Annotated in this window: 22 protein-coding genes and 1 pseudogene; 16 read left to right on the top strand and 7 right to left on the bottom strand. The window is 71.3% G+C overall.

Translation table 11 applies throughout. The features are described from left to right. Positions 1-88: 88 nt before the first annotated feature. Both ABZ312_RS06870 and ABZ312_RS06865 read left to right on the top strand, forming a co-directional pair. Positions 89-1,264, top strand: a complete 1,176-nt coding sequence (locus ABZ312_RS06870; RefSeq protein WP_500436682.1) for a sensor histidine kinase — start codon at positions 89-91, stop codon at positions 1,262-1,264. Beyond that, a complete protein-coding gene (locus ABZ312_RS06865; protein ID WP_500436680.1) occupies positions 1,252-1,929 on the top strand; it encodes a response regulator transcription factor in 678 nt (225 codons plus the stop codon). The genes ABZ312_RS06870 and ABZ312_RS06865 overlap by 13 nt, the downstream gene beginning before the upstream one ends. Positions 1,930-1,936: 7 nt before the next feature. On the opposite strand, the gene ABZ312_RS06860 is transcribed toward ABZ312_RS06865, so the two are convergent. Then, on the bottom strand, positions 1,937-2,545 hold the full coding sequence (locus ABZ312_RS06860) for a TetR/AcrR family transcriptional regulator (RefSeq protein WP_500436679.1): 609 nt from the start codon (positions 2,543-2,545) through the stop codon (positions 1,937-1,939). 172 nt (positions 2,546-2,717) lie between these two features. On the opposite strand from ABZ312_RS06860, the gene ABZ312_RS06855 reads away from it, so the two are divergent. After that, the gene (locus ABZ312_RS06855) at positions 2,718-3,746 is read left to right on the top strand and encodes an aldo/keto reductase (protein ID WP_500325002.1); all 1,029 of its coding nucleotides are present in this window, start codon (positions 2,718-2,720) and stop codon (positions 3,744-3,746) included. A gap of 75 nt (positions 3,747-3,821) precedes the next feature. Here the strand turns inward: ABZ312_RS06855 and ABZ312_RS06850 are convergent, their stop codons facing one another. From ABZ312_RS06850 to ABZ312_RS06840, 3 genes are all read right to left on the bottom strand, one after another. Then, positions 3,822-4,436: a flavin reductase family protein gene (locus ABZ312_RS06850; RefSeq protein ID WP_499510447.1), complete on the bottom strand. Its 615-nt coding sequence runs from the start codon at positions 4,434-4,436 to the stop codon at positions 3,822-3,824. 387 nt (positions 4,437-4,823) lie between these two features. After that, positions 4,824-7,235, bottom strand: coding sequence for a right-handed parallel beta-helix repeat-containing protein (locus ABZ312_RS06845; protein WP_500436678.1), 2,412 nt, complete (start codon positions 7,233-7,235; stop codon positions 4,824-4,826). Between the two features lie 356 nt (positions 7,236-7,591). After that, positions 7,592-8,575, bottom strand: a complete 984-nt coding sequence (locus ABZ312_RS06840) for an aldo/keto reductase (RefSeq protein ID WP_500436705.1) — start codon at positions 8,573-8,575, stop codon at positions 7,592-7,594. A gap of 152 nt (positions 8,576-8,727) precedes the next feature. On the opposite strand from ABZ312_RS06840, the gene ABZ312_RS06835 reads away from it, so the two are divergent. The 8 genes from ABZ312_RS06835 to ABZ312_RS06800 all read left to right on the top strand — a co-directional run bounded on the left by ABZ312_RS06835 (position 8,728) and on the right by ABZ312_RS06800 (position 16,740). Beyond that, the gene (locus ABZ312_RS06835; RefSeq protein ID WP_500325006.1) at positions 8,728-9,747 is read left to right on the top strand and encodes a zinc-dependent alcohol dehydrogenase; all 1,020 of its coding nucleotides are present in this window, start codon (positions 8,728-8,730) and stop codon (positions 9,745-9,747) included. Continuing rightward, positions 9,744-10,505 carry an SDR family oxidoreductase gene (locus ABZ312_RS06830; protein WP_500436677.1) on the top strand — a complete coding sequence of 254 codons (762 nt, stop codon included), beginning with the start codon at positions 9,744-9,746 and terminating at the stop codon, positions 10,503-10,505. The genes ABZ312_RS06835 and ABZ312_RS06830 overlap by 4 nt, the downstream gene beginning before the upstream one ends. Positions 10,506-11,128: 623 nt before the next feature. Then, the gene (locus tag ABZ312_RS06825; protein WP_500325010.1) at positions 11,129-12,499 is read left to right on the top strand and encodes an ABC transporter substrate-binding protein; all 1,371 of its coding nucleotides are present in this window, start codon (positions 11,129-11,131) and stop codon (positions 12,497-12,499) included. Position 12,500: 1 nt separating this feature from the next. Next, positions 12,501-13,454, top strand: coding sequence for a carbohydrate ABC transporter permease (locus tag ABZ312_RS06820; protein WP_500436676.1), 954 nt, complete (start codon positions 12,501-12,503; stop codon positions 13,452-13,454). A 2-nt stretch (positions 13,455-13,456) separates the two neighbouring features. After that, a complete protein-coding gene (locus tag ABZ312_RS06815) occupies positions 13,457-14,359 on the top strand; it encodes a carbohydrate ABC transporter permease (RefSeq protein WP_500436675.1) in 903 nt (300 codons plus the stop codon). Between the two features lie 31 nt (positions 14,360-14,390). Continuing rightward, positions 14,391-15,572, top strand: a complete 1,182-nt coding sequence (locus ABZ312_RS06810) for a mandelate racemase/muconate lactonizing enzyme family protein (RefSeq protein ID WP_500436674.1) — start codon at positions 14,391-14,393, stop codon at positions 15,570-15,572. Beyond that, the gene (locus ABZ312_RS06805; RefSeq protein ID WP_391579169.1) at positions 15,569-15,907 is read left to right on the top strand and encodes an L-rhamnose mutarotase; all 339 of its coding nucleotides are present in this window, start codon (positions 15,569-15,571) and stop codon (positions 15,905-15,907) included. Before ABZ312_RS06810 ends, ABZ312_RS06805 begins: the two co-directional genes overlap by 4 nt. Further along, positions 15,904-16,740, top strand: a complete 837-nt coding sequence (locus ABZ312_RS06800; protein WP_500358797.1) for an amidohydrolase family protein — start codon at positions 15,904-15,906, stop codon at positions 16,738-16,740. Before ABZ312_RS06805 ends, ABZ312_RS06800 begins: the two co-directional genes overlap by 4 nt. Here the strand turns inward: ABZ312_RS06800 and ABZ312_RS06795 are convergent. Both ABZ312_RS06795 and ABZ312_RS06790 read right to left on the bottom strand, forming a co-directional pair. After that, the gene (locus ABZ312_RS06795; protein WP_500325020.1) at positions 16,725-17,507 is read right to left on the bottom strand and encodes a FadR/GntR family transcriptional regulator; all 783 of its coding nucleotides are present in this window, start codon (positions 17,505-17,507) and stop codon (positions 16,725-16,727) included. The two genes, ABZ312_RS06800 and ABZ312_RS06795, sit on opposite strands and share 16 nt — an antisense overlap. 199 nt (positions 17,508-17,706) lie before the next feature. After that, complete coding sequence (locus tag ABZ312_RS06790; protein WP_500325021.1) at positions 17,707-18,267, bottom strand: hypothetical protein; 561 nt, start codon at positions 18,265-18,267, stop codon at positions 17,707-17,709. 36 nt (positions 18,268-18,303) lie between these two features. Here ABZ312_RS06790 and ABZ312_RS06785 point away from each other — a divergent pair, with 36 nt between their 5' ends. Both ABZ312_RS06785 and ABZ312_RS06780 read left to right on the top strand, forming a co-directional pair. Beyond that, entirely contained in the window at positions 18,304-19,011 is a 708-nt protein-coding gene (locus ABZ312_RS06785; protein WP_500325023.1) for a response regulator transcription factor, read from the top strand. Continuing rightward, positions 19,008-20,372, top strand: coding sequence for a sensor histidine kinase (locus ABZ312_RS06780; RefSeq protein ID WP_500358792.1), 1,365 nt, complete (start codon positions 19,008-19,010; stop codon positions 20,370-20,372). Before ABZ312_RS06785 ends, ABZ312_RS06780 begins: the two co-directional genes overlap by 4 nt. A gap of 39 nt (positions 20,373-20,411) precedes the next feature. On the opposite strand, the gene ABZ312_RS06775 is transcribed toward ABZ312_RS06780, so the two are convergent. Next, a complete protein-coding gene (locus ABZ312_RS06775; RefSeq protein ID WP_500325027.1) occupies positions 20,412-21,179 on the bottom strand; it encodes a CAP domain-containing protein in 768 nt (255 codons plus the stop codon). A 336-nt stretch (positions 21,180-21,515) separates the two neighbouring features. On the opposite strand from ABZ312_RS06775, the gene ABZ312_RS06770 reads away from it, so the two are divergent. The 3 genes and pseudogenes from ABZ312_RS06770 (at position 21,516) to ABZ312_RS06760 (ending at position 24,237) form a co-directional block, all read left to right on the top strand. After that, complete coding sequence (locus ABZ312_RS06770) at positions 21,516-21,986, top strand: cation:proton antiporter regulatory subunit (protein WP_500325029.1); 471 nt, start codon at positions 21,516-21,518, stop codon at positions 21,984-21,986. A 4-nt stretch (positions 21,987-21,990) separates the two neighbouring features. Beyond that, complete coding sequence (locus ABZ312_RS06765) at positions 21,991-23,211, top strand: cation:proton antiporter (protein WP_500325031.1); 1,221 nt, start codon at positions 21,991-21,993, stop codon at positions 23,209-23,211. Between the two features lie 79 nt (positions 23,212-23,290). Beyond that, positions 23,291-24,237 (top strand): annotated as a pseudogene (locus tag ABZ312_RS06760) (HAMP domain-containing sensor histidine kinase). Position 24,238 lies beyond the last annotated feature (1 nt).

The following is a 24,238-nucleotide window of genomic DNA, read 5'->3' as shown; positions in this document are numbered from 1 at the left end:
CGGGCGTCCCCATACTTTGGTATAGAAGTCTATCAAGGGGGCCCGTATGTTTTGATGCGGACCGGGGACGGCGTTTACGGTTGCGTGCGTGATCGATGTGAGACAGGCCCTGCTCGGGCACCCGCGGCTCATGGACGCGGGCGTGGTGGTCGCGGCCGCCGGGCTGACGGTTTTCGTCGTGCGGGTCCAGCAGTCGGGTCTGCACGTGTACCCGCAGCTGTCCAGCGGTGCCTTGCTCACCTCGCTGCTGCCGATCTCCTGGCGGCCGTCCCAGACGGCGCTGATCCCGCTGCTGGCCTGCGCGGCCCTGTTCTGGCGCAGGCGTCACCCGGTGGCGCTGGCCCTGGTCCTCGTGGCGCTGTCGGTCGTCTGGCCCGTGGTCGTACCGCTGCTGGTGGCGCTGTTCACCGTGGCCGCCACCCGCCCCCTGCGCACCACGCTCCGGGTCACCGGCGTGGCCCTGCTGCCCGTGCCGGCGCAGTTCTCCGCGACCTCGTACACCGGGCCCCTCACCTCCGCCACGGCCGTGTCGGCCGTGGCGTTCGTGGGCGGTGCCGTCGGCTGGGGCCTGTACGTCGCCGGAGTACGGGAGAGGGCCGCACGGGCGGAGCGGGAGGCGGACCTGCGCGCCGAGCAGGCCCGGCAGCACGCCCGGGAGGAGATCGCCCGGGAGATGCACGACGTGCTGGCCCACCGGCTGACCCTGCTCAGCGTGCACGCGGGGGCGCTGGAGTTCCATCCCACGGCGTCGCCCGCCCAGGTCGCGGAGGCGGCCGGTGTCATCCGGCAGAGCGCCGGACAGGCCCTGGAGGACCTCCAGGACGTGCTGCGCGTCCTGCGCACCCCCACGGTCCATGCGCACACCGAGCCCCCGCAGCCCGCCGTGGCCGACATGGACCGGCTGGTCGAGGAGTCGCGCGCGACCGGCGCGACCGTCGAGGTGCACCGGGACACGGAGGACCTGGCCACCATGGACCCCACCACGAGCCGGGCCGCGTACCGCATCCTGCAGGAAGCCCTCACCAACCACCGCAAGCACGCTCCGGACGGCCCGCTGCGGCTGTCGCTGACCGGCGGGGCCCGCGAGGGGCTGACCGTCACGGCCCGCAACCCGGTGCCGCAGGAACGCGCCGCACGTCCCGAAGGCGCCGGCCAGGGCCTGGTCGGGATGAACGAAAGGGCGGTCCTGGCCGGCGGCAGCATGCGCCGTACCTTCACCCCCACCGACTTCGCCCTGGAGATCTGGCTGCCATGGACCAGGTGACCCGCGTCCTGATCGTGGACGACGACCCGCTGGTGCGCTCCGGCCTGCGCATGATGCTGTCCGGGGCACAGGACGTCGAGGTGGTCGCCGAGGCCGCGGACGGTACGGAGGTCCTGCCGCTGGTCGACGCGCACCGGCCCGACCTCGTCCTGATGGACATCCGCATGCCACGGATGGACGGCCTGAGCGCCACGGCCGAACTGCGGCGCAGGCCCCGGCCGCCCGAGGTGCTGATCCTGACCACGTTCACCACGGACGGCTACGTCCTGGAGGCGTTGCGGGCCGGGGCGGCGGGCTACGTCCTCAAGCACACGCCCCCCGCCCAGATCGTCGCCGCGGTGCGGAACGTCGTGGCGGGCGAACCGGTCCTGTCACCGGCCGCCGTCAAACAGCTCATCGGCGCCGTCACCGCCGCCGGTGGCGGGGGCACCGCCGCGCGCCCCGACGACCGGGGCGAGGCGGAGCGGCTGCTCGGCCTCCTGGGGGAGCGGGAGCGGGAGGTGGCGCTCGCCGTGGCACAGGGCAGGACCAACGCCGAGATCTCGGCGTCGCTGTACATGAGCGTCCCCACGGTGAAGGCACATGTGTCCCACATCCTCACCAAGCTCGATCTGAACAACCGGGTCCAGATCGCCCTGGTGGTGTACCGGGCCGGCCTCGCCTGACGGCGGGTCAGTCCGCCTGGTTCGCCTGGTCCGCCTGGCGCAGCCCGGCGACGAGGAGCGCGACCAGGCGGCGCGCGTCGTAGCGGGGATCGCTGTCCGCGCCGATGCAGAGGTTGCCGACGCCGCGCATGAGCGCGTACGCCTCCAGGTCGGAGCGGATCTCGCCGGACGCGGCGGCGGCGGCGAGCAGCCCGGCGCACACGGGCACGAGGCGGTCGAGGAAGGAGGCGTGCAGCGTCTCGAAGCCGGCGCTGTCGGACTGCAGCACCGCGGCGAGTCCGTGCTTGGTCACCAGGAAGTCGACGAACAGGTCGATCCACCGCGCCAGTGCGGCGTGCGGGGTGGCGCTGCTGGCCAGCAGGGCGGGTCCGGCCTCGGCGCAGGCGTCGACCTGGTGCCGGTAGACGGCGGTGATCAGATCCGCCCGGGTCGGGAAGTGGCGGTAGATCGTGCCCGTCCCGACGCCGGCCCTGGCGGCGATGTCGCGCACCGGCGCCTCCACGCCCGAGGCGACGAAGGCGGCGGCCGCCGCCTGGAGCAGCGTCTCCTCGTTGCGCCGGGCGTCGGCCCGCTTGGACCGCGGCGCCCGCCCCGTGCCCTTGTCGCCGTCCTCCATCACCGCGCCACTCCTTCCACGACCGGCCTTGCCAACCGGAACGTCGTTCCGTATCGTTAGCGGAACAAGGTTCCGTTTGCTCATCATGCCAGGGCGCACGCCCCGGGACCAAGCCGTGCGCGCTTCCGCCGCACGCAGCCACCACACCCCACCCGCAAGGGAGAACACGGTCATGCAGTACCGCACCCTCGGCCGCACCGGCGTGCAGGTCAGTTCCCTCGCGCTCGGCGCGATGAACTTCGGCAGCATCGGGCGCACCACCCAGGACGAGGCCACCGCCCTCGTCGACGCCGCCCTCGAGGCCGGGATCAACGTCATCGACACCGCCGACATGTACGGCGCCGGAGAGTCGGAGGAGATGGTCGGCAAGGCCCTCGCCGGCCGCCGCGACGACATCGTGCTGGCCACGAAGGCCGGCATGCCGATGGGCGACGAGCGCAACCAGCGCGGCAGTTCACGCCGCTGGCTGGCCAGGGCCCTGGAGGACAGCCTGCGCCGGCTCGGTGTCGACCACGTCGACCTCTACCAGGTCCACCGGTGGGACCCGGCCACCGGCGACGAGGAGACCCTGTCGGCCCTGACCGACCTGCAACGCGCGGGCAAGATCCGCCACTTCGGCTCCTCGACCTTCCCCGCGTACCGCATCGTGCAGGCCCAGTGGGCCGCCCGCGAGCACCACCTGAGCCGGTACGTCACCGAACAGCCCGGCTACTCGATCCTGCAGCGCGCCGTGGAGACCCATGTGCTGCCCGTCACCGAGGAGTACGGCCTGGGCGTGCTGGCGTGGAGCCCGCTGGCCTCGGGCTGGCTGTCCGGCGCGGTCCGCGAGGGCCGGCCGGTCACCACCAGCCGCTCCACATTCCTGCCGGAACGCTTCGACACCGCCCTGCCCGCCAACCGGGCCAGGCTCGACGCCGTCGAGAAGCTGGCCGCACTCGCGGCCGAGGCCGGCCTGACCATGGTCCAGCTCGCCCTCGGCTTCGTGACGGCGCACCCCGCCGTGACCGCCGCGATCATCGGCCCCCGCACACCGGACCACCTGCGGGCACACCTCGCCGCCGCGGACACCGTGCTCTCCGCCGACGTGCTGGACGCGATCGACGCGATCGTCGCCCCCGGTCTCGACCTCGCCCCGCACGAGAAGTTCGACACCCCGCCCGCACTGCTCGACCCGTCCCTGCGCCGCCGCAGCCGTCCGTGACGCCCACGGGCCCGGACCGGACGTACGGCGCGGACCGGACGACCGGTCCGGGCCGGACGTACGGCGGGACGACGCTCAGCCCTGGGTGACGCCCGGCCAGTCGGCGTAGCGGATGCGGGAGATCTCCAGGACCTCGCCGGTCGTGCCCCATTCGTCCTTGCCGAGGCGGGCCAGCGGACGGAGCTTGCGCACGTCGGGGTGGCCCTCGAACATCACGGCCTCGGAGACGGCGGCGTGGACGACGCGGCCGAAGACCACGGTCGAGTCGCCGAGGGTGACCGTGCTGTGCAGTTCGCACTCCAGGGCGACGGGCGAGGCCGCGACGCGCGGCGGCTTGACCGCGCGGCTGGGCTCACGGGCGATGCCGACCGCGTCGAACTCGCTGACGCCGCGGGGGAAGTCGGTGCCGGTGGCGTTGATCTGCTCGAAGAGGTGCTCGGGCGCGAGGTTGACCACGAACTGCCGGGTCTCCTCGATGTTGCGCAGCGAGTCCTTCCGCCCCACCGAGGTGAACTGCACGACCGGCGGGCTGACGCAGGCGACGGTGAAGAAGGAGTGCGGGGCGAGGTTGGCCGTCCCCGCCTCGCTGAGCGTCGAGACCCAGGCGATGGGGCGCGGGACGACCACCGAGGTCAGGAGCTTGTAGAACGGGGTCCGGCCCATGGCCTCGGGATCGAAGTCGATACGCATGGCCGCCAGTATCCCCCTCGGCGGGTGCGGAACGTAACCGGCGCCTCCACCCCGGCCCGACGCGAGGCCGCCACGAAGGTGTCTGGTACCGGCCGGCACGAGTCCCCGTCGCACGAACGGTACGAAATGCCCATTCCGCCGCAGGCGCGCAGCGGCCGCATCACCCTGAACCTCGACGTGGAGTCGGCCGCGCACCTCCCCCGACGACCGGACGATGCGGCCCACCGCACCGGGCCAGAAGGCCGTGCGGGGCGAGCGGACGCCCGCCCCGCACGGCCGGATGGCCGACGACAGTTCACGTTCGGTGCTCTGGCCCACTCGTGCGCGCCCGCCGACGGGCTCCGGAACACCTCACCGCGCCTGTCGTCGACCCACCGTGAGCGGCACCTACGGCATCGTTGCGGCCGTGAAGGAGCCGGAGTCGAACTGGTTGATCGCTGACTGCGTGACGTCGTGGGACGTGGAGAAGATGCCCGCGTCCTGCTGCGCCGCCGCGGAGGCCAACGTCACGGGCTGACCGATCGGGACGTAGTTGGCGCCGTCGTAGGAGTACGAGGCACTGAACGAGGTGCCCGACCGGGTGAGCTTCACCCAGATGGGGCGGTAGATGTCGACGCCGGCGCGGGCGTCGGTGTCCAGGTACCCGTCGCCGTTGGCGTCCCACTCGAACACGACGCCGTTGCGGGCGGTGACCGCGACGACGGCGTACCCGGGCGAACTCCCTGCCTTGGTCATGTCGTTGCGGACCATGACCCCGGACTTGGCCCAGGCGTTGGCGTCGTTGACCGACACGACCCGGGTGGACACGCTCGAGTCGGCGTTGATCGAGCCGGACCGGTAGACCGAGCCGAACTGGTCGTCGTGCTGACCGCCGGCGCCCCACACGTCGGCGCCGGCCGCCGCGATCCCGAATCCGCCGCCGCGCTGGCCGAAGTACGAGCTGACGGCCGAACCTCCGGACGTGCGCAGGCCCGGTGCGACCGGTGCATCGGCCGCGCACCCGCTGAAGCCGAACTGGTTCGCGTTGAGGGACGTCCGGTACTGCGGCGCGACACCCGCCTGGCAGATCACGTCCCGTGCGCCCGCGGGCCAGTTGGCACCGGTGACCTTCACGTTGTTGATCAGCTGGTTGTTGTGCGCCCCTGCGTTCGGCGTCGAGGCACCACCCGAGTTGTACCAGTTGTTCTGGATGACGTTGTCGCTGGTGTTGTTGCGGAGGCTGTACGCGTTGGTGAAGAGGAAGGAACCGCCCTGGACCACGTTGTTCTCGTAGGTCATCGAGCGCGAGCCCTCGTCGAGGTAGAGGCCGACTCCCGAGATGTTGAACAGGTAGTTCCTGGCGACCACGCTTCCCGGGCTGGCGGAGAGGTTGTAGACCGATCCGCCGTCGGCGAAGCGCGCCTTGGTGTTGTGCACGAGGTTGCCCTCGACGCGGTTGTCCTTGAGCGTCGTCGGCGTCGTGTACTGCGTGTTCCACTTGTAGTAGCCGCGGTCGACGTAGTCGTTCGAGCCCCCGGCGTCGTTGATGCCCCAGCCGTAGCCCGTGTCGATGCCGTCGTAGGGGACGTTGGAGACCTCGTTGTGCAGGATGCGGGCGCCCGTGACGTAGGTGCTGAGGATGCCGCTGTTGTCCTTGTAGTCGACCGCCACGCGATTGATCGTGTTGTCGGATATCAGGATGTCGTGGTTGGTCATCCTCGGGTCGCTCGGGTGGTGCGCGTCGGGCAGCACGCCGCCGACCGCGACGCCGTGGCCGCTGTTCTCCGTGAACCGGTTGCCGACCACCTCGATGTCGCCGGCGCCCAGCCCGACACCGGTCACCGTGGCGTTGGCGTCGTTCCCGATGCCCAGCGCCGACTGGCCGAGGTTGGTGAACGTGTTGCCGGTGAACGAGATGCGGCTGGCGGCGGAGACCTGCACCGCGGCGGGCTCCTGGTACCAGCTGGTGCGCGCCCGTTCGAACATCTCGCAGCCGCGCGAGCAGCTGGTGAAGGCGTCGGCGGGGCGGTAGTCGTAGGCGCCCTTGATGAAGAGGCCGTTCTGCTGGTCCGCGTACCCGTCGGTCGAGGGGCCGAGCCAGGAGGTTCCGGAAAACTGGATGCCCTTGAAGGCAAGTCCGGTCACCGGCTTGTCGTACGTCCCGCCGATGCTGACCAGCGACTCCATGCGGGGCAGCTCGATGTCGAGCCGGCTGGGGTCGACCCCGTCCGCCGGCTTGTAGTAGAGCTTCCCGGCACTCGGATCTATGTACCACTGGCCGACCTGGGTCAGGAAGCTCAGCGAGTTGTCGAGGTACCAGCTCGGACCGGCCAGGAACGAGTTCTGGACGGTGTCCCAGCCCCAGGTGTTGTTGTCCCACGCCGGCTGGGCCATCGTGATCTCGGTGGCACTGATGCTCTTGACCGGCGAGTAGCGGTTCGTGAAGTCGCCGAGGGACTCGAACTCGATGCGCCCCTGGTCGGGGAGCGTGGCGAGGTAGCTCAGGGCCGGGTTCTTGATGGTGAGACCGGTCGCGGTGGGAGTGACGTCCGCGTTGGCCAGACGGATGGCGGCGCGAGGGGCGATCACGCCGTTCACGTAGAGCTGGCGGGTGTCCAGGCCGCTGGGGGTGTCCGCCTCCCAGATGCCCGACCCTGCCCCGGACTTGGACCAGCCGGTGACCTTCGAGGCGCCTGTGATGACGGGGTGGGCGCCCGGGGCGGCGGCCCATTCGACGGTGTGGTCGCCGCCGTCGTCGCCGGGTCCGAACCGGAGGGGCTCGGAAAGCCGGTAGGTGCCGTCGGCAAGCTGGACGGTCACGTCACCGTGCTTGGTGGCCGGGCCGACGACATGCTGCGCCCGCTCCAGCGAGCACGGCTGCGACCGGCTGCAGTGTCCGGCGTCCTTGCCGTCCGGCGCTGCGAAGTACTCCGTCCGGGGCGCGGCTTGCGCTTGGAGGGGAATGAGCGCTGATGCGATGAGGGCGCCGGCGCCGAGCGCCGCGAGGGCGCCTGCCCTGCGCCTCCATCGTCTGCTCACCGAGCGTGTCGAGTCTGACGTCGATGTCATGTTCGATCGCTTCCTGTGATAGGGGCGTTGATGCCCGACACAGAGTTAGCATACGTATGATGTTTGCAACAAGATTCATGTGACGTATGACTTGGAATCCCGGAGGACTAGCGTGTCCGCATCGGGTCCGGGACGAGCCCTGTGACGTGCAGCTCCTCCCACAGCGCCTCCGGGATCACCGCCCGGTACCGCGCGACATTGCTTCGCACGTGTTCCTGAGTGCGCATCCCCGTCACCACCGAGACGACCGCGGGATGGCGCAACGGGTACTGGACGGCGGCCTCGGGAAGCTCCACGCCGTGCCGCTCGCAGACGGCGGCGATGCGGGCGGCGCGTTCGACGACGGCCCGCGGCGCCGCCCCGTAGTCGTAGGGCGCCGAGCCGTCCACGGCCTTGGTGCTCAGCAGTCCGGAGTTGTAGACCGCCGCCGCGACGACGCCGACACCGCGGGCGACGGCGACGGGCAACAGGTCGTCCAGCGCCGATTGGTCGAGAAGGGTGAACCGCCCGGCGACCATCACCACGTCGACGTCGGTCCGCCTCACGAACTCGGCCGGCATCGCCGCCTGGTTCATGCCGGCGCCGATGGCGCCGACGACGCCCTGGTCCCGGAGCTCGGCCAGGGCGGCGATCCCGCTCGACGATGCCTGCTCCCAGTGGTCGTCCGGATCGTGCAGGTAGGCGATGTCGAGCCGGTCCGTCCCGAGCCGCGCCAGTGACTCCTCCACGGAACGAAGGATCCCGTCGCGGCTGAAGTCCCAGACCCGCTTCTTCGTCGCCGGCACGACGAACCCGTCGTCGTCGAGCAGGTGACTCGTGTCAGGGCTGTCCACAAGCAGGCGCCCGACCTTCGAGGAGATGACCACACCCGGCCGGGCGGCCGCGTGCAGGGCCTCCCCCAGGCGGCGTTCGGACAGCCCGAGGCCGTAGTGCGGCGCGGTGTCGAAGTAGCGGATCCCTTCCTCGGCCGCGGCTGCGACGGCGCGTTGCGACTCGTCGTCGGTCGTCTGGGTGAAGAGGTTGCCGAGCTGGGCTGCGCCCAGGCCCAACTCCGTGAGCTGGTGCCCGGTTCGCAGTCCTCGGGTCGGCAGCGTCCGTTCCGTGGATGCGCGGTCGCGCGTCGGTGGCTTGCTGGTCACAGGGTCGAATGTCACAGCGACAGCATACGTATGATGTTTACTGTTAGGCTGCGCGGGCTGTGGGCCGGTGCGGCCCGCGACAGAGCGAGGAGGAACCGATCGGCATGTTGACGGCACGTTACACAGGCGCGCGCACGATGACGGTCGAGGAGCGGGAACCTGCTGAGCCGCGTGCGGGGGAGGTCCGGGTCGCCGTGGCCTACGTCGGGATCTGCGGCACGGACCTCCACGTGTTCCACGGGGACATGGACGGTCGGGTCGGCGAGTCGGCGACGATCGGACACGAGATGTCGGGCACGGTCGTCGCCCTCGGCCCCGGCGTGGAGGGCTGGTCGGTGGGTGATGCGGTGACGGTCATGCCGCTGGCCTGGGACGGCACTTGTCCGGCCTGCCGTGCGGGGAACGAGCACATATGCCAGAACCTGGACTTCATCGGCATCGACAGCCCCGGAGCCCTCCAGGAGTACTGGAACGTACCGGCGTCGACACTCGTGCGGCTGCCCGCGGGGATCTCGCTGCGGGACGCCGCGCTCGTCGAGCCCGTGGCGGTGGCGGTACACGACGTACGGCGTTCGGAACTCGGCCCGGGCGACAAGGCGTTCGTTGTCGGTGCGGGCCCGATCGGCGTCCTGATCGCGATCGTCGCTGCCGCGTTCGGTGCCGAGGTCGTGATCGCCGAGATCGACCCGACCCGGCGGGCAGCCGCCGAGGAGATGGGGCTGACGACGCTGGACCCCTCGTCGGTCGACCAGGTCGCCTGGGTGGAGGAGTGGACGGACGGCGCCGGAGCGGACGTCGTGTTCGAAGTCTCCGGCTCGGCCGCGGCCGTGCTCGGCGCCACCGGCCTGGCGAAGGTCCGTGGCACGCTCGTGGTGGTGGCCATCCACTCGCAACCGCGGCCCGTCGACCTGCACCGCGTGTTCTGGCGGGAGCTGAGGTTGCTCGGTGCGCGGGTCTACCAGCGCCACGACTTCGAGCGCGCCATCGAGCTCCTGGCCGAGGGCGCCATCCCGGCCGAGAAGCTCATCACGGGCATCGTGCCCCTGAGGGAGGTCGAAGCGGCCTTCGGTGTCCTCGAGGCCGGGCAGGCGATGAAGCTGCTCGTCGAGGTGAGCGCGTCATGAACCCGTTCGACCTGACCGGGCGCCTCGCTGTCGTGACGGGGGCCAAGCGTGGCATCGGGTTCGCCGTCGCCGAGGCCCTGGCGGCTGCCGGTGCCGACATCGTCGGAGTCTCCGACTCCCTCGATCCGGCGTCATCGGCGATCGGCGACCGCGTGCGCCGGCTCGGCCGTGAGTTCTCGGGACACCGCGTCGACTTCACGGACCGGCGGCAGGTGACCGGGTTCGCGGAGGAACTCGCCGCAGGCGAGCGCCCGGTGGACATCCTGGTCAACAACGCCGGCACCATCCGCCGCGCTCCCGCCGCCGAGCACCCCGTGGAATGGTTCGACGAAGTGCTCGAAGTCGACCTCACCAGCACGTTCGTGCTCAGCCAGGTTCTCGGGCGGCGGATGCTGGAGGCACGGCACGGACGCATCGTCTTCACCGCCTCGCTGCTCTCGTTCCAGGGCGGGATCAACGTGCCGGGCTACGCGGCGGCCAAGTCCGGCGTGGCGGGCCTGATCCGGGCGCTCTCCAACGAGTGGGCAGGACGCGGTGTGACCGTCAACGGCATCGCCCCGGGCTACATCGCGACCGACAACACCCAGGCGCTTCAGGACGACCCCGACCGGTCCCGCGCGATCCTGGAGCGGATCCCGGCGGGGCGGTGGGGAACGGCGGAGGACATCGCGGGCGCCGCTGTGTTCCTGGCGTCGGACGCCGCGCGCTATGTCTCCGGGACCATCCTGCCGGTCGACGGTGGCTGGCTCGGCCGATGAGGCTTTCGCACGCCCGTCGGTGGTGACAACGCTCCCGCGAGAAGCGGTGCGGGCAGCAACGTTGCCACAGGGCCGGCCGGCTCGGCATCGAGGCGCTCTGGAGGCGCCGGCGGCCGCCTGACCGTCGATCAGGACCTGGGCGGCGGCGCGGTCGCCGGTGGCCGCGGCGGTGACCGCCACCCCCTGCGGCGGACCGAGGTCGCGCCGGCGGGGGAAGAATGCACTGACCCGGTCCCACGGCCGGAGGTCGCGGGGCCCCGCCCGCACGTGATGGCGTTGTCGACGAGGTGGCCGATCGCGTCCGGTATCGCCCGGTGGCCGTACGCCTCCGGCTGCCCACCCCGGCCGTGCAACCCGTCGGGGTGGGCAGCAGCGGCCGGACCACGGCCCACTTCTCTCCGTCATGTCCGAGGGACGCCCCGAACACGGTCCTGGTGATCGGCCGCGTCCCCGAATCGGTGGGCGACGCAATCACACGTCGGTGCCGCCGAGTTGCCGAACGGGACAACCGTCGACGCCCACCCCTCAAGACGATGCACCTCAAGCTCGTGACAAACATCATACGTATGCCCTACAGTCCAGGCGCGGAGTCGTCAACGAAGTCGACAAGACAAGGACATCCCATGGTCGGAATCCACTCTGTGGTGCGTTCGCGCCGTAAGGCGTCGACCGTCGCCGTGTTGTGCGCCGCAACGGCGCTCCTGACCCTCGCTGGTTGCGGCGGTGAAGGCAGCTCGGCGAACGGGGCGTACGGGTTTCCCGAAGCCAAGCAGGAGGCCTCCTCGACGATCACCGTCTGGGTGGACGCGGACCGACAGGCTGCCGTGAAGGCGTTCCAGACGGCGAACCCAGACACCAAGATCAAGGTCGTCACCTATGACGGGGCGGCCAACGGGTCCAACTCCTTCCGGACGAAGATGCAGCTCTTCGACCGCGCCGGCAGCGGCTGGCCCGACGTCGTCTTCTCCAGCCAGAACAACGACGCGGCATGGGCCAGCCAGAAGAGCAACGGCAAGCAGGCCTTCGCGGCCGTGCTGGACAAGGGCCTGGTCCCGAAGGACACGCTCGGCAACTTCACCGAAGGCTCGCTCAACCCCTGCACGGTGGAAGGCCGCGTGTACTGCCTGCGCAACGACCTCGCCCAGGCGGTGCTCTGGTACAACAAGTCCCTGCTCGACAAGTTCGGCTACGCCGTCCCCACCACGTGGGAGGAGTACCAGGCGCTCGGCGAGAAGGTCGCCAAGGAGCACCCCGGCTACATCGTCGGGACGGCCGGCGACGCCTGGACGCCCGAGGTGTTCATGTGGGGGAGCAAGTGCCAGGCCAATGACGTGCCCGGCCCCAAGTCCCTCACGGTGAAGACCGACTCGACCGAGTGCAAGCGGGCCGCCTCGCTGCTCGACACCCTCCGCGACAACGGGACCGTGCCGGTGGTCAGCGTGTTCACCCCCGAGTTCCTGAAGAAGTACTCGGGCAAGGTGCTGATGATGCCGGGTCCGGCCTGGTATGCCGGCGCGATATTCAACAACCCCCAGTCGCTCAACGTGCCGGCCGGGCAGCTCGGCGTCGCCGCGCCGCTGCCGTGGAAGGGCGAGAGCGGGGCGGTGACGGGCAACGTGGGTGGCGGAACCTGGTTCGTCTCCAGCCATTCGAAGAACCTCAAGGCCGCCGAGAAGTTCCTGCAGTTCGTCACCACCGCCGACGAGTACCAGGTCGATGTCGCACCGGGTTACCCGGCCTACGCGCCGGCGGCACAGAAGTGGGTCGCCAAGCAGGAGGCGAGCAAGTACTACGCCACCCCGCTGCAGCCGGTGGTGACCGCGGCGTCGCAGGTCTGGGACGGCTGGGGCTACCCCATGTTCAGCCAGGAGGCGATCTGGGCGAAGACGATCACCCCGGGGGTCACGGGCGGAAAGTCGATCGTGGACCTGCTGCCGGACTGGCAGACGGCCATCGAGAACCAGGCCAAGGTCAACGGATACAAGGTGAACTGATATGACCCTGGCTCCTCCGAGTGGCCAGCCGGCCGTCGACGCCTCGGGGCGTCGGCGGCCGGGCCGGGGCGGCGGCCGGGCGGCCGGCCGCGCCTTCGCTCGCAGTCCGATCGGCTATCTCTTCGTCTCGCCCTACGCGTTGCTCACCGTCGTCTTCGGGATCGTGCCGTCGCTCTACGCGCTGTTCCTGGCCTTCACGAACGCCGACGGCGGATTCGCGGGCTTCGACAACTTCACCACGGTCGTCGGCGACTTCCGGTTCTGGCCGGCCGTGTTCCACGTGACCACCTACCTCGTCATCTGGCTCCTTGGGCTGGTCGTCTTCGTCGTCGGCCTGGCGCTGGTGGTCCACGCCATCGGCGTGCGGTGGGTGAGCACGACCCTGCGCTTCGTCTACTACCTGCCCGGCGCGCTCGCGGGCGCGTCCAGCGTCCTGTTGTGGCTCTTCGTCCTCGATCCGACCGCCAGCCCCGTCAGCGGTCTGCTCAAGGCGATGGGGTTCGAGAGCTTCGTGCAGGTGATCCAGCCCGGCCACGTTCCGGCGATCTTCGCGATCATCGCGTTCTGGACCGGAGCCGGCGGATGGATCCTCATCATGTACGGCGCCCTCAACAACATCAGCACCGACGTGATCGAGGCCGCCCGCATCGACGGTGCGAACGCCTTCCAGATCGCGCTGCGGATCCAGCTTCCGATGCTGCGCAAGTGGGTCGCCTACATGGGCGTCATGTCGCTCGCGGCCGGCACCCAGCTGTTCGTCGAGCCGCAGTTGCTCAGCCAGGCCAGCAACGCGGTGGTCCCCAACGACTACTCGCTCAACCAGCTGGCCTACCAGTACGCCTTCCAGCAGAACGACTTCAACGGCGCGGCCGCGATCTCGCTGATCCTGCTGGTCGTCGCACTCCTGCTGTCCTGGGTGTTCGTGACCCGCGGCGGCCTGTTCGAGAAGGAATGACCATGGCAGCACTCTCCGCCGCACGCCGCCGGCCGAGCCTCAGCGGGTGGAGCGGGCGGTCCATCGCAGGCGTCCTGCTCGCCGTCTTCGTCCTGTTCTTCGCCGTCCCGATCGTCTGGCTGCTGCTCGCGGTGACGAAGTCCTCGAAGACGCTCGTCGTCGCGGACCCGTTCTCGATCGGGTCGTGGTCGGACCTCGTCGCCAACTGGCACCAGCTGTTCGACTTCCAGGACGGTGCGGTGACGACCTGGATCGGGAACTCCGCGCTGTACGCGATCGGCGCTCTGGTGATCACGGTCCTCGTGAGCATCCCCGCCGGCTACGCGCTCGCGCTCACGGAGTTCAGGTTCCGGCAGGCGCTGCTGGTGCTGACGCTCGTCGTCATGCTGATCCCCAACACCGCACTGGTGCTGCCCATCTTCCTCGAACTGAACAGCGTCGGCCTGATCGGGAGCCCGCTGTCGGTGATCCTTCCGATGTCGTTCTTCCCGTTCGGCGTCTATCTCACCTACATCTACTTCTCGACCAGCATCCCGCGTGACATCCTCGCCGCCGCGCGCATCGACGGCTGCAACGGGTTCCAGGTCTTCTCGCGGGTCGCCCTTCCGCTGGCCGCCCCGATCGTCGCCCTGGTGGCGTTCTTCAGCTTCGTACAGAACTGGAACAACTTCTTCCTCCCGTTCGTGATGCTGCCCTCGAGCGACGGCTATCCGATCCAGGTCGGGCTCACCTCGCTCCTGGCGTCGACCCCGGCTTTCAATCCCAGCTCCGCGGGATCCGACTCCGTCCAGCTGCCCACCCTGGCGCTGGGGACGATCGTGTCGATCCTGCCCGTCCTGGTCGTCTTCCTCTTCTCCCAGCGATTCCTGGTCGCAGGCATGACAGCTGGAGGAACCAAGGAATGACCACTCGCCCCTGCAAGGAGAACCACCGCCGATGAAGATCACCGGGTACCGCAGTCTGAACACCGTTCACGACTGGGGCAGAATCACCGGGGACGTCAACGGTGTCCAGTCCGGCCACACCACGCCGGTCCCCGTCCTCATCATCGAGACCGACAGCGGAATCGAGGGAGTGGGCCTCGGGGCCCACGCCGACATCGCCCGTGTCTTCCCCGCGATCGAGGGCGACGACCCGCGCTCGGTCACGGCGCTCTACGACCGCATGCTCGACTGGGTGTTCAAGGCCGGTCACTCAGGATCCACCTTCGGCACCGTCGGGGCGGTCGACATGGCCCTCTGGGACATCAAGGCCAAGGCCGCCGACGAGCCGCTCTGGCGGACCCTCGGCGCCCGCGAGCGCTTCGTCCCGGGCTATGCGTCCGGTCTCGAGTACGGCCTGACCGACGAGGAACTCGTCGTCCTCTACGGCCGGTTCGCGGACCGCGGGTTCAAGGCCGGCAAGCTCAAGGGCGGCCGCGACCTCGACCGCGACCTGCCCCGGCTGGAGATCATGCGCGACGTCCTCAGCCGCAACTCCCGCCGGCCGGCGCTCATGTTCGACGCCAACGAGGCGTGGAACCACGCCCAGGCGGCCCGGTACGTCGCGGCCATCGAGGAGCGCATGGACCTCACCTGGGTGGAGGAACCGCTCCGCCGCTGGGATGCGGCCGGCATGGCCACGCTGCGTGGGAAGGTGCGCGCGGCGATCGCGACCGGCGAGAACCTCACCGGACTGGAGCAGTACCGTCCCCTGCTGGACGCCAACGCGGTCGACATCGTGCAGGTCGGCAACGTGTGGGGGATCACCCACTTCCTGCGCGTCGCAACGCTCGCGCACGCCCACGACCTGCCGGTGAGCCCCGTCGCGTACAACGCGAACCCGGTGGCGCACGCCGCCGCCGCCGTGCCGAACCTGCTGACCTTCGAAGTCCAGGACCTTCACTTCCCCGTCGGTCTCGACGTCGACCAGCAGTTCGACGACGGAGGCATCGTCCTGGGCGATCGCCCGGGCATCGGGATCGTGGTGGACGAGTCCCGGATGTCACCGGCCGGCGCCGCGCCGCTCCTGCCCGCGGCGACCGGACCGCACATCCGGCCCGAACGCGCCGCCCTGCGGATGGTGGCCGAGCCGGACGTGATGGACGACCCGTTGTCCAGCGGAGGCCGAACCTCGTGACCCGTCGACCCGAGCGCAGGGCCCTCGTCGTGGGTGTGCGGCCCGAGAAGCGCGAGGAGTACCTCGCGCTGCACCGTGCCGTGTGGCCGGGCGTCGAGCGAAAGCTCACCGAGTGCAACGTGCGCAACTACAGCATCTTCATCTTCGGCGACATCCTGTTCGCCTACTACGAGTACGTCGGCGAGGACCACGAGGCGGACATGCGTCGGATCGCCGAGGACCCGGTGTCGCAGGAATGGTGGACGCACACCGACCCGTGCCAGGTGAGAATCGCCGAGGAGCGTGATCCCGGGGCGCTGTGGCAGCCCGTCGAGGAAGTGTGGCACCTCGCATGACGGCCGGCATCGACGCCCATGTGCACCTGTGGGACCGGGCCGTGGACCCGCAGGACTGGATCGACGCGGAGACCATGGCGCCGATCGCCCGCGACTTCGGCGCCTGGGATCTGAGCGGGATGCTGGCCTCGACCGGACTCGACGGTGCCGTGGTCGTGCAGTCGAGCAACAGCCTCGAGGAGAGCATCCGGCTCGCCGGGCTGGACTCGTCCGCCGTCGCCGGCCTCGTCGCGTGGGTCGACCTCGCGGCGGAGGTCGGACCTCAGCTTGACCGGATCCGCAAGGACGCCGCCGTCCCCGTCGTCGGGGTGCGGCATCTGGCCCACATCGACCCGGACCCGGAGTGGATGCTGCGCGAGGAGGTCGGCGCGGGCCTCGCGGTACTCGAGCGTGAGGGCCTGTGCTTCGACCTCGTCGTGCGTGAGTGGCAGCTCCCTCAGGCAACGCGCCTGGCCGCGCGCCACGGCGGACTCCGCTTCGTGCTCGACCACCTGGGCGGTCCGCCCGGGCCCGGGCAGGACAGGAGCACGTGGGCGTCGCGGCTGCGGGAGCTCGCGCGGCAACCGAACGTCGTCGCGAAGGTCTCGGGACTCACGTCGGGACTCGCCCCCGGATCATGGCGTGCGGCCGATCTCGCCGACCCGGTGGCGATCGCCCTGGGATCCTTCGGCCCCGAGCGTCTGCTCTACGGCTCCGACTGGCCGCTGGCTGAGCTCGGCGGGGGTGCGGCGCCCTGGAAGTCCGCTCTGGAAGCCCTGCTCGACGGGCTTTCCGCCGCGGAACGCGCGCGTGTGTTCGGCGGCAACGCTGCCGACGTCTACTCGCTCTTCTGATCGAGCGCCCGGCCGCGCGCCCGTGGCGCGTGGTCGGGCAGCCGACGACGCTCCCACGAGGTGTGGATGTGGTCGTGCATCGCCTTCTGGGCCGCGGCGACGTCCTTCCTTGAGATGGCGTCGACGATCGCCGCGTGTTCCTTCAGGGTCAGTGCGACCGCGTCAGGGGGGTCGATGCCCTGGTAGCGGCTGGACTCCGTGGCGCGCTTGTACAGATGCTTGGCGATGTTCTCCGCCAGGCGGTTGCCGGAGATCTCCATGAGCGCGTAGTGGAACACCACGTCCGCCTGACGGAAGGAGTCCGTCTCGGACTCGCTTTCGCGCATCGTGGTCAACGCGTTCTCCAGCCTCCTCAACCCATCTGCGCTGCGGGAAGTGGCCACCGCTCCCGCCATCGCCGACTCGAGGCTCGCCCGCACGATCGTCAGCTCGTCGAGGACGCCGAGCGTCGCGTCGTTGTCGATCAACGCGGACAGCACCACCGGATCGAGCATGTTCCAGTACCCCGGCGCCCGCACCTGGGTGCCACGCCCCTGGGAAACGATCACCAGGCCCTTCTCCTCGAGCCGCTTCACCGACTCACGCAGCACCGTGCGACTCACGCCGAAGTGTTCGCTCAGCGGACCCTCCGGGGGCAGCAACGCGCCTTCCTTCAACTGGCCCGTCACGATGAGGTCGACGAGCTCGGCAACGACTGCAACACCCAAGCGGCCGGCGGGCAGGCGTGGCGGGAACAGACGGTTCGAGGGCTGCGACTCGGATGGCATACGTATGACCTTATCGCTCCAGCAATCCGCGTCAGCAGAGGTTCATGGTTCATGACATGTCGTCGGCGTTACGTCCGGGTCGCAGAGGCGTTCCCGACGGACGAACAGGGCCCCGGCGTTTGCCCGGATCGTCTCGGCCTGGGGCGGGATCGAAGTCGAAACGCATGGCGCCCGGTACCCCGTCGCCGTCCGCGCCCGGTCACCAGGACACCTCGCGGATGGTCGCCTTGCTCTGCGGGGTCGTGGTGGCGACGATCTCGGAGCGGTGCCGGTCGCCGGAGAAGGTCACCGTCAGCTGCTGCGCCCCGTCACGCCGGGTGGAGACGGTGAACCCGCTGGCGGGCACGGCGGACACCAGGCACACGGCGTCCTCGCCGAAGCGCACCGAGGCCTGGCCGCCCTGGGACTGGAGGGTGTGGACCCCGGCGCCGCCGGTCCCGCAGTCGACGGGCGTGGCGGACGGGCGGGCGGTGCGGGTGGGGGGCGCGGTGGTGGCCGGCCGCACCGGGGTCCGGGTGGGCCGGCGCACGGTGGGGCTGGGGGTGCGCTTCGCGGCGGGGGACACCGGCGCGGACCGCGACGGCGAGGGCCGCGCGGGGGACGGGCTGCCGCCGGCGAGCGCGCTCTCGGGGATGTCCCGCGCGACGGGCGGCGTCGGGCGTGTCGAGCCCACCACGAAGCCCACCGTGAGCATGACCGCGGTCACGCTGACCGCGGTGCACGAGAGCCATATGACGACGTAGCGCAGGTACCGGGGCACGCCGCCATCTTTCCCGACCGGCTACTGTCCCTCCACATGGCATCCGTACTCCTGGTCGAGGACGACCCCGCGATACGCGCGCGGCTGGTCGAGGTGCTGACCGCGCACGGCCACATGGTGCACAGCTCGGCCTACGGCTTCGAGGCGTTGCGGCAGGCCGCGCAGCGCCCCCCGGACGCCGTGGTGCTCGACCTCGGGCTGCCGGACCTGGACGGGGTGGACGTGCTGCGGATGCTGCGCGGCATCTCACGGGTCCCGGTCCTCGTCACGACCGCGCGCGACGACGACAGCGAGGTGATCCGGCTGCTGAACGCGGGCGCCGACGACTACCTGGTGAAGCCGTTCTCCGGGGGCCAGTTGGTGGCCCGTCTGACGGCGGTGCTGCGCCGTTCGGCGATGGCGCCGGCGCAGCCGCAGGGCCCGGCCCCGGAGGGCGCGGCCGGCGCGCTGCGGGTGGGCGGTCTGCTGATCGACGTACCGGCCCGGGTGGCGTACCACGACGGGCGGGAACTGCGGCTGACGCGCCGGGAGTTCGACCTGCTGGCCTACCTGGCGGAGCACGTGGACCGCGTGGTGCCGCGCAGCCGCATCCTGGCGGACGTGTGGCAGCAGGCCTACGTGGAGGACCAGACGATCGACGTCCATCTGTCGGCGCTGCGCCGCAAGCTGGGCGAGCGGGCCTCGCAACCCCGCTACCTGCACACCGTGCGGGGCGTCGGCATCAAGCTGGTGACGCCGCGATGAGACGCGCCCTGGCCGGGGTGGCGCTGGCGGTGACGTCGATGGTGGCGCTGTCCTTCCTGATCCCGCTGGCGCTGCTGGTGCAGTCCGAGGCCCGTTCGCGGGCGACCACGGTCGCCGAGCAGCGGGCCGCGGCGCTGGCGCCGGTGCTCGCCCTCACCACGCGGCCCGCGGACGTCCAGCAGGCGGTGGCCGGGCTGGACTCGGGGGACCACCTGAGCGTGCGGCTGCCCGACGGGCAGGTCGTCGGGAAGGTGCACGCCTCCCAGGAGGCCCTGGACCGGGCGGCGGACGGACGGCGGACCGTGGCCACGGACACCTCCGCCGGCTGGGTCTACCTCCAGCCGGTGATCCTGGCCCGGGACCGGGTGGCGGTGGTGGAGGCCTTCGTCCCCCGGGCCGACCTGGACCGGGGGGTGAAGGCGTCCTGGGCGATGATGGCGTTGCTGGCGCTGGGCCTGGTGGCGGGGTCGGTGCTGGTCGCCGACCGGCTGGGCGCGCGCGTGGTGCGCGCGTCCCAGAGTCTGTCCCGCGCCTCGCGCTCGCTCGGCGCGGGGGAACTGGGCATCCGGGTGGAGCCCAAGGGGCCGCCGGAGCTGCAGGAGGCCGGGGTGGCCTTCAACACGATGGCCGACCGGGTCGTCGAACTGCTCGCCACGGAACGGGAACTGGTCGCCGACCTCTCGCACCGCCTGCGGACCCCGCTGACCCGGTTGCAGTTGGAGGCCGAGCGGATCGCCGCGCAGGTGCCCGGCTACCGGGGCGAGGACCTGGAGGCCGCGATCGCGCACCTGGAGAGCGAGCTGGACTCGATCATCGACGCGGCCCGCACGCCGCTGTCGGCCTCGCCCGAGCGCCCGGGCCGCGCGCAGGAGTGCGACGCGTCGGCCGTGGTGCGCGGCCGGGTCGAGTTCTGGTCCGTCCTGGCGGCGCAGCAGGAGCGCGAGTGCCGGCTGGAGGCGACCGCGGAGGCGACCGCGGTCCCGCTCGGCGAGGACGACCTCGCGGCGGTCGTCGACGCGTTGATCGGCAACGTGTTCCGGCACACCCCGCAGGGCACCGCGCTGTCGGTGACGGTGGAGCGGACCGCCGCCCGGACGGTGCTGCTCACGGTGGACGACGCGGGGCCGGGGATCAGCGACCCGGACACCGCCCGGGCCCGCGGGGTGAGCGTCGGCGGCTCCACCGGCCTCGGCCTGGACATCGTGCAGCGGGCGGCGGCCGCCTGCGGCGGCGGCATGGAGATCACCAGGGGCCCGCTGGGCGGTACGAGGGTGCGGGTGACGCTCGGGCTCGCCGGCGGGCCGCCTGTGGGGGGAAGGAAAGCGGCCCGACGCGCGAGGCGTCACCCGCACCCGGCCTGAGGCCGACCGGCCGCCCCAGCTGACCGGCCGGTCGGCGGTTCAGCGGGGCGTGCCGAAGTCCTGGGTCCACCAGGGACCGTTGGACGACGTGTTCACGCCGACTCCGATCTGTTCGAAGGTGCAGTTGAGGATGTTCGCCCGGTGCCCCTCGCTGTGCATCCAGGCGTCCATCACGGCGGCGGCGGTCCGCTGGCCCACGGCTATGTTCTCGCCGAGGGCCGACCACTGGTACCCGGCCGCCTCGACGCGCCCGGCCATGGTGGACCCGTCGGGCCCGGTGTGGGAGAGCTCGCCCGAGCGGGCCATCACGTCCGTGTAGTCCTGGGCGGCCTCGGTGAGCCGGTCCTCCAGCGTCACCGGGCGGCATCCGGAGGAGGCGCGCTCCTCGTTGACCAGCCGGACGATCTCCTCGACCACCGAGTCGTCGGCGTCGGACCGCGAGGGCTGCGCCGCGACCGTCGTCGAGGCCGGTGACGGGGCCACCGTACGGGTCGGGGTGGCGGAGGGCCGCGGGGTGCGGGTGGGCCGCGAGGCCGGCTTGCGCCGCTCCGGGGTGGCGGAGGCGCTGGGGCTCGCGGTCGTCGGGCTCGGGCTCGCGGTCTCCGGGCGCGCGTCGGACGCGAGGGGGTCGTCGGCCTCCCGGTCGCCGGCCGCCAGCGACGCCTCGTCCTTGCCGCCGTTGTTCCCGTACTGCGCACCGACCCCGACCAGGGCGCCCGCGGCGACCGTCGCCACCGCGGCGGCCAGCGGCCAGGACCGCGCCGAGGGGGCGCGGCGGGCGCGGTGTCGTTTCCTGTGGGAACTCATGCGCGGGGTACCTCCGGACGACGGGAACTCCACCGGGCACGTCCGAACGTGGTGTGCCGGGCACTGCGACCCTAGGCGCCCGTGGCGGAGAACTCGCCGGTCGGGGGCGGATCTTCAAGAACACATAAGGCTGCGCTCAGGTAAGGCACCGGTTCTCCCGGCCTTTTCCGTTCCGGGTGTGGGAACCGTCACACCGGGCCCGCGATGGGTGTCAGCACCCATATCGGCCCGGTTCGCCCGGATGAAAGGATGAGGATCCACGGGGGGCGAAACGGACGAGTAACCGGGCGGCGGCACGCCGTCCGTGAAGGGAACCGAGCTGTGCCTGCTCCGCGGATGAGCACGACACCATTGCCGGGCATCGGTGTCCGGTACGACCTCACCACGCGGGACCGGCGTCATCTGTCGGTGGTCGCCCACCGCGACGGATCGCGGACGGTGAACGTGTACCGGGCCGACGACCCGGACGCGTGCGCGCAGTCGCTGCGGCTGACCGGGCCCGAGGCGACGTCGCTGATCGACGCGCTGATGCCGACGCACCACAGCCCGAACCTGCTGCACACGACCGACCTCGGTCTGGTCGCCGAGCGCATCGAACTGCCCGTCACCTCGTACTGGAACGGCCGCCTGCTCGGCGAGACGCGGATGCGCACGGACACCGGCGCCTCCATCGTCGCCGTGCTGCGCAGGGCGGACGCGATCCCCTCCCCCGCACCGGACTTCCGCCTGGCCGGCGGCGACACGATGATCGTCATCGGCACCCGTGAGGGTGTCGAGGCCGCCGCCGCGATACTCGGGCGGGAGTGAGTCCTTGCACTCCGCGGTCTTCCTCATCGAATTCGGCGCCATCATCCTCGGTCTCGGCCTGCTGGGCAGGGTCGCCGGGCGGTTGCGCTTCTCCCCCATCCCCCTCTACCTGCTGGCCGGGCTCGCCTTCGGCGAGGGCGGGATCCTGCCGCTGGGCACCAGCGAGGAGTTCGTGGCGATCGGCGCCGAGATCGGCGTCATCCTGCTGCTGTTGATGCTCGGCCTGGAGTACACCGCGAGCGATCTGATCGGGAACCTGCGGACGCAGTACCCGTCGGGCCTGGTCGACATCGCGCTCAACGCCCTGCCCGGCGCGGTCGCGGCGCTGCTGCTCGGCTGGGGCCCGGTGGCCGCGGTGGTGCTGGCGGGCGTCACCTGGATCTCCTCCTCCGGGGTCATCGCGAAGGTGCTGGGCGACCTCGGGCGGCTCGGCAACCGCGAGACGCCGGTGATCCTGAGCATCCTGGTCCTGGAGGACCTGGCGATGGCGGTGTACCTGCCGATCCTCACCGCCCTGCTGGCCGGGGTCGGCTGGGCGGCGGGCAGCGTGACGCTGGCCGTGGCGCTGGGTGCCGCGGGCCTGGTGCTGCTGGTCGCGGTCCGCTTCGGGCGCGTGATCTCCCGGTTCGTCTCCAGCGACGACCCGGAGAAGCTGCTGCTCGTCGTGCTGGGCCTGACGCTGCTGGTGGCGGGCATCGCCCAGCAGTTGCAGGTGTCGGCGGCGGTGGGCGCGTTCCTGGTCGGCATCGCGCTGTCCGGGGAGGTCGCCGAGGGCGCCCATTCGTTGCTGAGCCCGCTGCGGGACCTGTTCGCGGCCGTGTTCTTCGTCTTCTTCGGTCTGCACACCGACCCGGCCAGCATCCCGCCGGTCCTGCTGCCGGCGCTGGCGCTCGCGGTCGTCACCGCGCTCACCAAGATCGCCACCGGTTACTGGGCGGCGCGCCGCGCCGGGGTCGCGGTGCGCGGCAGGTGGCGGGCGGGCGGCGCGCTCGTGGCGCGGGGCGAGTTCTCCATCGTCATCGCGGGGCTGGGGGTCACGGCCGGCATCGAGCCCGCGCTGGGCCCGCTGGCCACGGCGTATGTGCTGCTGCTGGTCGTCTTCGGCCCCCTGACGGCCCGCTACACCGAGCCGCTGGCCCGGGCACTGGCCGGGCGCCGCGCCCCGGCGGCCCTTACGAGCGGCTCCGAGCCGGAGCGCACCCCGTCCCCCGTCGCCGGGGACTGACCCCGCGCGCCCGTCGTCCGCTTCCCGCATGCTCGCTGTCCCCCGGTTCCCGCTTTCCCCTGAGAGGAGGCCCGTGGCCGTGTCGCTGTTCTGGCGGATCTTCCTGCTCAACGCCGTCGTACTGATGGTGGCGACGATGCTGCTGCTGGGGCCGGTCACGGTCTCCTCCCCCGTCCTGCCGGCCGAGGCGGCGGTGGTCGTGGCGGGCCTGGTCGCGATGCTGGTCGCCAACGCCGTGCTGCTCCGGGTCGGGCTGGCGCCGCTGCGCCGGGTGACCCGGGCCATGGCGGCGGCGGACCTGCTGCGCCCCGGGCGCCGGCCGTCCGCCGCCGGGCACGGCGAGATCGCCGAACTCATCACGACCTTCAACACCATGCTCGACCGGCTGGAGAGCGAACAGGCCGCCGGCAGCGCCCACGTGCTCTCCGGCCAGGAGGCCGAGCGGCAGCGCATCGCGCAGGAGCTCCACGACGAGGTCGGGCAGACGCTCACCGCGGTGCTGCTCCAGCTCAAGCACGTCACCGAACTCGCGCCCGGCCGCTGCGCGAGGAGTTGCACCAGGTCCGCGAGACCACCCGCGCCGGCCTGGAGGAGATCCGCCGCATCGCGCGCCGGCTGCGGCCCGGGGTCCTGGAGGAACTCGGCCTGCCCAGCGCCCTGCGGGCGCTGACCGCCGAGTTCACCTCCCCCGCACTGGCCGTGCGCCACCGCATCGACCCCCACCTGCCCGCCCTGGACGAGCAGACCGAGCTGGTCCTCTACCGGGTGGCCCAGGAGGGCCTGACCAACACCGCGCGCCACGCGGGCGCCGGCCGGGTCGACCTCCTGCTGGAACGCACCGCCACCGGTGCGCGCCTGACCGTCCGCGACGACGGCAAGGGCCTCGGCGCCGCCCCGGAGGGCGCCGGGATCCGGGGGATGCGCGAACGCGCCCTGCTCATCGGGGCGCGCCTCACGCTCCGTCCGGGACCCGACGGCGGCACCGAGGTGCGGCTCGACGTTCCCGCCCGCGAGGAGGACCGCTGAC

The organism is Streptomyces sp. NPDC006207 (assembly GCF_040613835.1).
Classification (GTDB): Bacteria; Actinomycetota; Actinomycetes; order Streptomycetales; family Streptomycetaceae; genus Actinacidiphila.
The sequence above is the reverse complement of the archived record's forward strand: the minus strand, read 5'-3'. Positions and strand labels throughout refer to the sequence as shown.

Coding starts and splice junctions, on each gene's coding strand:
- ABZ312_RS06815 (WP_500436675.1), top strand. CDS start 13,457: ATGGCAGCACTCTCCGCCGCACGCCGCCGGCCGAGCCTCAGCGGGTGG.
- ABZ312_RS06780 (WP_500358792.1), top strand. CDS start 19,008: ATGAGACGCGCCCTGGCCGGGGTGGCGCTGGCGGTGACGTCGATGGTG.
- ABZ312_RS06800 (WP_500358797.1), top strand. CDS start 15,904: ATGACGGCCGGCATCGACGCCCATGTGCACCTGTGGGACCGGGCCGTG.
- ABZ312_RS06785 (WP_500325023.1), top strand. CDS start 18,304: ATGGCATCCGTACTCCTGGTCGAGGACGACCCCGCGATACGCGCGCGG.
- ABZ312_RS06865 (WP_500436680.1), top strand. CDS start 1,252: ATGGACCAGGTGACCCGCGTCCTGATCGTGGACGACGACCCGCTGGTG.
- ABZ312_RS06775 (WP_500325027.1), bottom strand. CDS start 21,179: ATGAGTTCCCACAGGAAACGACACCGCGCCCGCCGCGCCCCCTCGGCG.
- ABZ312_RS06825 (WP_500325010.1), top strand. CDS start 11,129: ATGGTCGGAATCCACTCTGTGGTGCGTTCGCGCCGTAAGGCGTCGACC.
- ABZ312_RS06795 (WP_500325020.1), bottom strand. CDS start 17,507: ATGCCATCCGAGTCGCAGCCCTCGAACCGTCTGTTCCCGCCACGCCTG.
- ABZ312_RS06820 (WP_500436676.1), top strand. CDS start 12,501: ATGACCCTGGCTCCTCCGAGTGGCCAGCCGGCCGTCGACGCCTCGGGG.
- ABZ312_RS06855 (WP_500325002.1), top strand. CDS start 2,718: ATGCAGTACCGCACCCTCGGCCGCACCGGCGTGCAGGTCAGTTCCCTC.
- ABZ312_RS06770 (WP_500325029.1), top strand. CDS start 21,516: ATGAGCACGACACCATTGCCGGGCATCGGTGTCCGGTACGACCTCACC.
- ABZ312_RS06810 (WP_500436674.1), top strand. CDS start 14,391: ATGAAGATCACCGGGTACCGCAGTCTGAACACCGTTCACGACTGGGGC.
- ABZ312_RS06830 (WP_500436677.1), top strand. CDS start 9,744: ATGAACCCGTTCGACCTGACCGGGCGCCTCGCTGTCGTGACGGGGGCC.
- ABZ312_RS06835 (WP_500325006.1), top strand. CDS start 8,728: ATGTTGACGGCACGTTACACAGGCGCGCGCACGATGACGGTCGAGGAG.
- ABZ312_RS06860 (WP_500436679.1), bottom strand. CDS start 2,545: ATGGAGGACGGCGACAAGGGCACGGGGCGGGCGCCGCGGTCCAAGCGG.
- ABZ312_RS06850 (WP_499510447.1), bottom strand. CDS start 4,436: ATGCGTATCGACTTCGATCCCGAGGCCATGGGCCGGACCCCGTTCTAC.